Source organism: Proteiniclasticum sp. (genome assembly GCF_003514505.1).
GTDB lineage: Bacteria > Bacillota > Clostridia > Clostridiales > Clostridiaceae > Proteiniclasticum.
Map to the genome: position 1 here is coordinate 52596 of NZ_DOPX01000011.1, position 7115 is coordinate 59710.

Genomic DNA, 7115 nt, shown 5'->3' on the forward strand with positions numbered 1-7115 from the left:
ATAAAGGGAAAATACCTGAGAAAGGGGAACTTATGGAAAGAGCATTGTTACTAGAAAAGACAGAGGAAGGTTCTGTGCTGAAGTATCGGAATATTGAGCTTCCGAATCTTTCAGATGGAGAAGTGAGAATCAGGGTGTCCTATACAGGCATCAACTATAAAGACAGACTTGCGGTAGATGCATCAAGCAAGGTGGTGAGAAAGTACCCTATGGTACCTGGGATTGACTTTTCAGGTGTTGTTGAGGACAGTAAATCAAGAGACTTTGCTGTTGGAGATCAAGTGTTTGTCACAGGATATGGCTATGGTACGGATCAGCCAGGAGGCTACCAGGAAACTGTCATTGTAAAGCAGGAACATTTGATGAGGCTTCCTGAAGAAATGTCTTTGAAAGATGTGATGATTTATGGTACAGCCGGTTTCACAGCAGCTCTATCAGTGGATGCCATTGAAAAAGCTCTTGGAAGCCTTGATGGGAAAAGGGTTCTTGTCACTGGCGGAAGTGGAGGTGTTTCTTCTCATGGGGTTCTGATTCTCTGTGCATTAGGTGCAGAAGTCACTGTGGCGAGCAGAACTTTGGAGAATGAAGAATATCTAGAATCTTTAGGTGCTCGGGAAGTGATCTTATTTGACAGTTTGCTTGAGAAAAGAAGAGCGTTGTCTGTGGAGAAGTGGGATGGGGTACTGGATACAACGGGAGGAGAAGCTTTAGGGAACATACTTACGGAAGTGAAGTACGGAGGAATAGTCTGCGCCAGCGGGAATTTATCCGGTATCAGGTTCGAGAGTACAGTATTTCCATTTATTTTAAGGGGAATTACCTTAAAAGGAATTGATAGTGTTATGGTGGATCATGCCATGAGAAATGAGATTTTTAGAAAACTGGCCACCACATGGTCTTCTGTGGGTCTTGAAAGAATGCTGAAGAAAGTCATTTCTTTCAAGGAGCTGCATGAGGAACTTCTTCAGTCATCAGTAGGTGTTGGTAGAGTTCTGGTTGATATGAGTATGTGATTTCTATCAGTAGTATTTCAGAGCATAGTTTGATAAACTGAAACTATAATAGAGTGAAGGTGTAAGGGAAGGAGTAATCCAGACCCTCACTGCAATACACGGAATATCCTGATAATCAGAACATACGATAACATAAGGAGTGGCAATGAGAATAGAAAGAAAAACCTGGTGGCGGTATGGCGTTTTTATGGTATCCATCATCGTGACATTTATTATCCTTCTGACTAGTATCGTGAATAAGAAGTATGATCTTAAGGTTGGAGATATTGCACCTGTTGATTTTAGAGCGAATGTGGATTTGGTGGATGAAGTGACAACCAAAGCCCTCATTGAAGATGCAGTAGCCTCTGTGCAGAATCAGTATACCCAGGAACTGGAAGTAAGAAGAAATGCGCTGAAAGAGAGCAATGACTTTTTCAATGGGATCATCAACTCCAGAAATCCTATGGTTTCATTGGATGAAATTGCCACAGTTCTTTCAGAACGGGGAACCTATGGAATTAGTGAAGATGGGTACTTTGCGCTTCTCTCCATTGACAATAGCGATTTGAGGTATGCGTTAAATACCATTAACAACGGAATTAATAAAATATACGAGACTCCGTTGGAAGAAGACGATGAGAGTAAAATCACACGGTCAAAAACTGAAATGACAGATATAGTGGATAGTTTCAGCTTTAATGAGGCAGCGAAAAATGCCATTAAGCAGTTTGTAGTGACCTTAGTGAAACCGAATTATTTTTATGATGAGGAAGCAACGGCGAGGTTGAAAGAAGAAGCTGAAAATAGTATTACGCCTGTTCTCATCAAGAAAAACCAGACAATAGTAAAGGAGGGGGATCCGGTCAATGCAAATCAGCTGGAGATTCTCTCTGAGCTTGGGTATCTAAGCGAAAGCGGGTTCAATGCCCTTCCATATAGCGGTTTGGTCGTTGCAGTACTGGTCATCCATCTGATTATTGTTTTTTATCTCAAGCGTTTTTATAAAGCGATCTATGAAGATACAAAAAAGATTGCGCTGATCTTCCTTCTTATGAATCTTGCACTGGCCTTGGCAAGAGCTATGGTGATCATCAGTCCGTTTATTGTTCCTTACACATTTCTTCCAATGCTACTGACCATTCTTGTGAAAAAACGAGTGGGTCAAAGCTTGGCTCTTTACAGTGCTGTTTTTCTCAGTATTGTGACGGGGTTCAATGTGCAGGTTCTTCTGCTTCTGATGCTGACATCTATTCTCAGTGTGATTTTTATCAATAAAGTGGAAGAGAGAAATGATATTTTAAAGTCAAGTTTCTATATTTCTGTAGTAACTTTTGTGGTGTCGCTCTCCTTGGGATTCCTGCTGTCCAATTCTGTTATGGATTCTATAAGGAACTCATTGTTTGCGGCAAGTGGTGTTATTTTATCTGGAATACTTGTGATTGGGTTTTTGCCGCTCATTGAGAATACCTTTAATGTGGTAACGGAGATTAAGCTTCTGGAACTGGCAAATCCAAATCATCCATTATTAAAGAGGCTACAGATGGAGGCCCCGGGGACATATCACCACAGCATTATGGTGGGGAATCTTGCAGAAGCTGCGGCTGAAGAGCTGCACGCAAACAGCATCCTCCTTCGGGTTGCTGCATACTATCATGATATCGGAAAGCTCTCAAGGCCCCAATTCTTTAAAGAGAATCAGATTGGATCGAAGAATCCACATGATGAAATATCACCGAACCTATCTACATTGATCATCATCAATCATGTGAAGATTGGTTTGGAAATGGCTGAAAAAGCGAAATTGCCGCAGGAAATCAAAGATCTGATTGCCCAGCACCATGGTACAACTCTGGTGAAGTATTTTTATCTGACCATGAAGAACAATGCCGAAGATCCTGATTCTGTGAAAGAAGAGGATTATCGCTACCCCGGACCGAAACCAAAGACCAGGGAAGCGGGGATTATGATGCTTGCTGACAGCGTTGAGGCGGCAGTAAGAAGTATTTCGGACCCGACGCAAGGAAAAGTGGAAGCCATGGTATATAAGATATTTAAAGACAAATTGGAGGATGGACAGCTAGATGAGTGCGACATTACCTTCAGTGATGTATCAAAGATCAGAAAGAACTTTTTGAAAACTTTTAGCTCTATTTATCATGAAAGAATAGAGTATCCGGAAGATAAGCGAAAAAAGCCAACAGTTAGGAGAAAACAATGATTATTATTGAAAATGAACAAGATCAGATTGAAGTTCCACAATCCCTGCTGGAAGCCATCAAAGAAGCGATTTTATTTACTTTGAAAGATCAGGGGGTTGAAGAAGAAGCGGAGATCAGTATGCTTCTTGTGGATAACGATGCAATAAAAGAAATGAACAAAGAATATAGAAACATTGATAAGGAGACGGATGTTCTTTCTTTTCCGATGATTTCCTATGAAGAAGGAAAAGTTTTTCGTGATGAATATCTGAACCATCAGTTTGGTCCGGAGTATTATGACGGAGAGGCTCTGCTTCTTGGGGATGTGGTGCTGTCCATGGAAAAAGCCAATGAACAGGCTCTTGAGTTTGGCCATTCACTAAAAAGAGAAGCGTGCTATCTTACGATACATTCCATCTTGCATCTTCTGGGATATGATCATATGACAGACATGGACAAACAAAGAATGCGAGAAGCAGAAGAGCGTATTCTTCATGCTCTAGACATATCCCGTGAATAAGGTGGTGCTATAATGGATTTTAAAGGCCTGCTGGACAGTTTTAATTATGCAATCTCCGGGTTCATCTATGCCGTAAGAACCCAACGGAATATGAAGATTCATATGGTAGCAGCAATCTTAGTGATATTATTCTCACTATTTACCAATATTACAAAGGTGGAGCTTCTGATTCTTTTTGTCAGTATGACCATGGTGATGGCCGCTGAACTTCTGAACACTGCCATAGAAAGTGCCATTGATGCCACGACGAATCACTATCATCCACTGGCGAAAATTGCTAAGAATACTGCAGCGGCAGCTGTGCTTCTGACAGCTGTAAATGCACTGGCTGTGGGGTATTTTATATTTTGGGAAGAGATCACCACATTTACTTACAGGGGGGTACAGCTTGTCAAACATTCAAGTCCGTATCTTGTCATTGTCATACTGGTTATCGTGGCTCTTTCTGTAATTCTCACGAAAGCTGTAGTGGGGGAAGGTACACCCTTAAAAGGAGGTATGCCATCTGGGCATGCGGCTGTGGCGTTCAGTTTGGCAACGGTCATCAGCTATCTGTCAGACTCCACCATAGCAATTACACTCAGTTTTATCATGGCACTCATTGTAGCCCAGTCAAGAGTGGATTCCAAAGTGCATTCAATAAAAGAAGTGTTTGTTGGAGGGTTGTTGGGATTTCTCATCACAATTCTCTTATTTAGAGTTTTCGGTTACTAAAATAAAGAAATGAGGGATAATATGTACAAAAAATTGATAGAGGCAGCTCTCGAAGCAAGAGAAAATGCCTATGTTCCATATTCAGGGTTCAAAGTTGGGTCCGCAGTACTTATGGAAGATGATTCCATTTTCAGTGGCTGTAACATTGAAAATGCATCCTATGGTGCTACAAACTGTGCAGAACGCACTGCAATATTCAATGCTGTGTCCCATGGACGCCATAAGATTAAAGCCATAGCGGTTGTTGGAGATATCCATAATTTTACTTATCCATGCGGAATCTGCAGACAAGTGATTGTAGAATTCGCTGAGAGCAAAGAAATTCCGATTATTATTATAAAAAGCAAAGAAGAGTACATTGTAAAAACAATGGAAGATATTTTGCCTGGTGCTTTTACTAAGATTGACCTCGATAAAGAGAAGGAAGTTAAAAATGTTTAAATCAGGATTTATTACAGTTGTGGGCAGACCTAATGTGGGGAAGTCGACACTCATCAACCATTTAATGGGGGCTAAACTTTCCATTGTTTCCAATAAACCCCAAACAACAAGAAAAAATATGAATGCAATTTATACAGATGACGATGCTCAAATCATTTTTGTGGACACTCCAGGAATTCATAAAGCAAAGAATAAACTGGGTGAATATATGGTCCATGTTGCCAAAGAAAGCCTAAGTCAAGTGGATTTGGTGATTTTCATTACAACTGCTTCAGGAGAGATTCATCCTGGCGATGCGCTTATACTGGAAGAACTGAAAGGACTCAAGACACCTAAGTTCCTTCTGGTGAACAAGATTGATGAGTTCACACAGGACAGAGTAGCTAAAACCTTAGAGCTTTATGGAAAAGCGGCGGAGTTTGATGAGATCATTCCAATATCGGCACTGAAAGGAAAGAATACCGAGGATATTCTAGCTCTGGTGAAGAAGTATCTGCCTGAAGGTCCAATGTACTATCCTGAAGATATGGTAGCAGATGTCCATTTAAGATTCATGGCGGCTGAAACCATCCGTGAAAAGGCATTGAAACTTCTTCAGCAGGAGATACCACATGGCATTGCTGTTGAGATTACAACAATGCAGGAGAAAGAAAATGGAAACTGGTATATTGAGGCAGATATCATCTGTGAGAAAGACTCCCATAAGGGAATTATTATCGGCAAAGGTGGCCAGACACTAAAGAAGATTGGGACTTGGGCTCGAGAAGATATGGAAGTATATCTGGAAGGCAAAGTGGATCTGAAGACTTTTGTGAAAGTTCGTAAGGAATGGAGAGACAATCAGGCGCTCCTGAAGGAGCTCGGGTATAAAGAATAATGCAGGTGAAGGCTAAAGGCATTGTGATCAAAACCATGGATTACAAAGAGAAGGATAAGATTCTATGGATTTTTACAGAAGAACTGGGTAAAGTCTCTGTGTTGTGTAAAGGTGCACGATCTCCCAAATACCGGTACCAGTTCATGACACGTCCCATGATTTTTGGTGACTTTTTGCTGTTTAAAGGGAAATCCCTATATAATTTTAATGAAGGTACTCTGATACACGGTTTTTCGGATGTTACCTCATCTTTAGAGCTTCTGACTTATGCATCCTATTTTTTGGAAATGATTGATATTGTGACATTGGACGAGGAAGCGCAGCCTTATCTATACAGGAATCTGGTGACAGCGCTTTATCTCTTGGAGTCTGAGGCCATTGACGTTGAAGTCATTACACTGGTTTACGAAATCAAACTCATCACACTGACGGGATACCGGATTGGACGTCAATCAGTGCCTTTTGCCGTTTCAAACGAAGCACTACAAGCAGCGGAGTTCTTTTTAAGGAATGAATATGCAAAGAGTGCAGAGTATGAGATGGATCATACGGTCAAGTCAGAGCTCCAAAGAATCACATCCTTTATCATTAAAGACAGTTATCAGCGTAAACCTAAAAGTCTGGATTTACTGAAGTATATGTAAAGACCATAAGGAGGTAAAAAATGGAACTGCAGAATGAAATGCTTACAAAAGTCGATGAGGTCAGGAAAAGAAAGAAAGTGACTTACGAAGAAGCAAAAAATGCGTTAGAACAAAGCGGGAATGATGTGCTTGAAGCTGTGATCTATCTCGAAAACATGAAAGAAGAAAGATTTGATGAGATTCGGGATTATAAAGACAAGACGGTGGAGAGCATTCGAAAGACCACATCAGAGATGGTGGATTTTTCCTATAAAGGGCAATCCGTGGAAGCGCCTTTGCCTGTGGTAGCCATTGGTACCTTGCTGCTGGCCCGCAAACCTAAGATTCTATTGGGGGCGGTGGGTGCACTGTTCCTGTTTGGAGTTGATGTGAAAGTCAAATCAGACCGTAGAGAGATAGAGCTGACAAAACCTTTAAGAACAAAGTTCTTTGGGATGGCCAACGCCTTTGGACTTTCAAAGGTTTCAGTTTCAAGGAAGATGGATGATTTCACCAGTAAAATTCACTTCAGGAAGGAAGAGAAACAAGAAGATGATTTTGGTGGATATTTCTCTTCAGATCTATACTAAATTTTCATAAACTTCATCTTTACTTAAGACTTCTCTGTTATGATGGAGAAGTCTTATAATTTGTCGATTTATTGTATATTGTAGCACAGTTTGTAATCGTATCCATGGTTTGTATCGTCCGAAATTAATGAATAGGTCAGTTGAAAAAGTAACTTCC

8 protein-coding genes are annotated in these 7115 nt (G+C 40.8%); all 8 read left to right on the top strand.

Features of this window, described 5'->3' with window-relative positions:
- Positions 1–32 precede the first annotated feature (32 nt).
- The 8 genes from DEF30_RS03280 to DEF30_RS03315 all read left to right on the top strand — a co-directional run bounded on the left by DEF30_RS03280 (position 33) and on the right by DEF30_RS03315 (position 6958).
- Positions 33–1013, top strand: coding sequence for an acryloyl-CoA reductase (locus tag DEF30_RS03280; protein WP_294096473.1), 981 nt, complete (start codon positions 33–35; stop codon positions 1011–1013).
- A 145-nt stretch (positions 1014–1158) separates the two neighbouring features.
- Positions 1159–3213 carry an HDIG domain-containing metalloprotein gene (locus tag DEF30_RS03285; protein ID WP_294096474.1) on the top strand — a complete coding sequence of 685 codons (2055 nt, stop codon included), beginning with the start codon at positions 1159–1161 and terminating at the stop codon, positions 3211–3213.
- A complete protein-coding gene (gene ybeY / locus DEF30_RS03290) occupies positions 3210–3713 on the top strand; it encodes an rRNA maturation RNase YbeY (protein WP_294096476.1) in 504 nt (167 codons plus the stop codon). Before DEF30_RS03285 ends, ybeY begins: the two co-directional genes overlap by 4 nt.
- Before the next feature lie 12 nt (positions 3714–3725).
- Complete coding sequence (locus DEF30_RS03295) at positions 3726–4427, top strand: diacylglycerol kinase (protein ID WP_294096478.1); 702 nt, start codon at positions 3726–3728, stop codon at positions 4425–4427.
- A 21-nt stretch (positions 4428–4448) separates the two neighbouring features.
- On the top strand, positions 4449–4868 hold the full coding sequence (locus DEF30_RS03300) for a cytidine deaminase (RefSeq protein ID WP_294096481.1): 420 nt from the start codon (positions 4449–4451) through the stop codon (positions 4866–4868).
- Positions 4861–5745: a GTPase Era gene (era, locus tag DEF30_RS03305; protein WP_294096483.1), complete on the top strand. Its 885-nt coding sequence runs from the start codon at positions 4861–4863 to the stop codon at positions 5743–5745. The genes DEF30_RS03300 and era overlap by 8 nt, the downstream gene beginning before the upstream one ends.
- A complete protein-coding gene (gene recO / locus DEF30_RS03310; protein WP_294096484.1) occupies positions 5745–6389 on the top strand; it encodes a DNA repair protein RecO in 645 nt (214 codons plus the stop codon). The genes era and recO overlap by 1 nt, the downstream gene beginning before the upstream one ends.
- A 20-nt stretch (positions 6390–6409) precedes the next feature.
- Positions 6410–6958: a hypothetical protein gene (locus tag DEF30_RS03315; RefSeq protein ID WP_294096486.1), complete on the top strand. Its 549-nt coding sequence runs from the start codon at positions 6410–6412 to the stop codon at positions 6956–6958.
- Positions 6959–7115: the final 157 nt, after the last annotated feature.

Excerpts from the sequence above, each read along its gene's own strand:
- era (WP_294096483.1), top strand. The coding sequence starts at position 4,861 with ATGTTTAAATCAGGATTTATTACAGTTGTGGGCAGACCTAATGTGGGG.
- DEF30_RS03285 (WP_294096474.1), top strand. The coding sequence starts at position 1,159 with ATGAGAATAGAAAGAAAAACCTGGTGGCGGTATGGCGTTTTTATGGTA.
- DEF30_RS03280 (WP_294096473.1), top strand. The coding sequence starts at position 33 with ATGGAAAGAGCATTGTTACTAGAAAAGACAGAGGAAGGTTCTGTGCTG.
- recO (WP_294096484.1), top strand. The coding sequence starts at position 5,745 with ATGCAGGTGAAGGCTAAAGGCATTGTGATCAAAACCATGGATTACAAA.
- DEF30_RS03315 (WP_294096486.1), top strand. The coding sequence starts at position 6,410 with ATGGAACTGCAGAATGAAATGCTTACAAAAGTCGATGAGGTCAGGAAA.
- DEF30_RS03300 (WP_294096481.1), top strand. The coding sequence starts at position 4,449 with ATGTACAAAAAATTGATAGAGGCAGCTCTCGAAGCAAGAGAAAATGCC.
- DEF30_RS03295 (WP_294096478.1), top strand. The coding sequence starts at position 3,726 with ATGGATTTTAAAGGCCTGCTGGACAGTTTTAATTATGCAATCTCCGGG.
- ybeY (WP_294096476.1), top strand. The coding sequence starts at position 3,210 with ATGATTATTATTGAAAATGAACAAGATCAGATTGAAGTTCCACAATCC.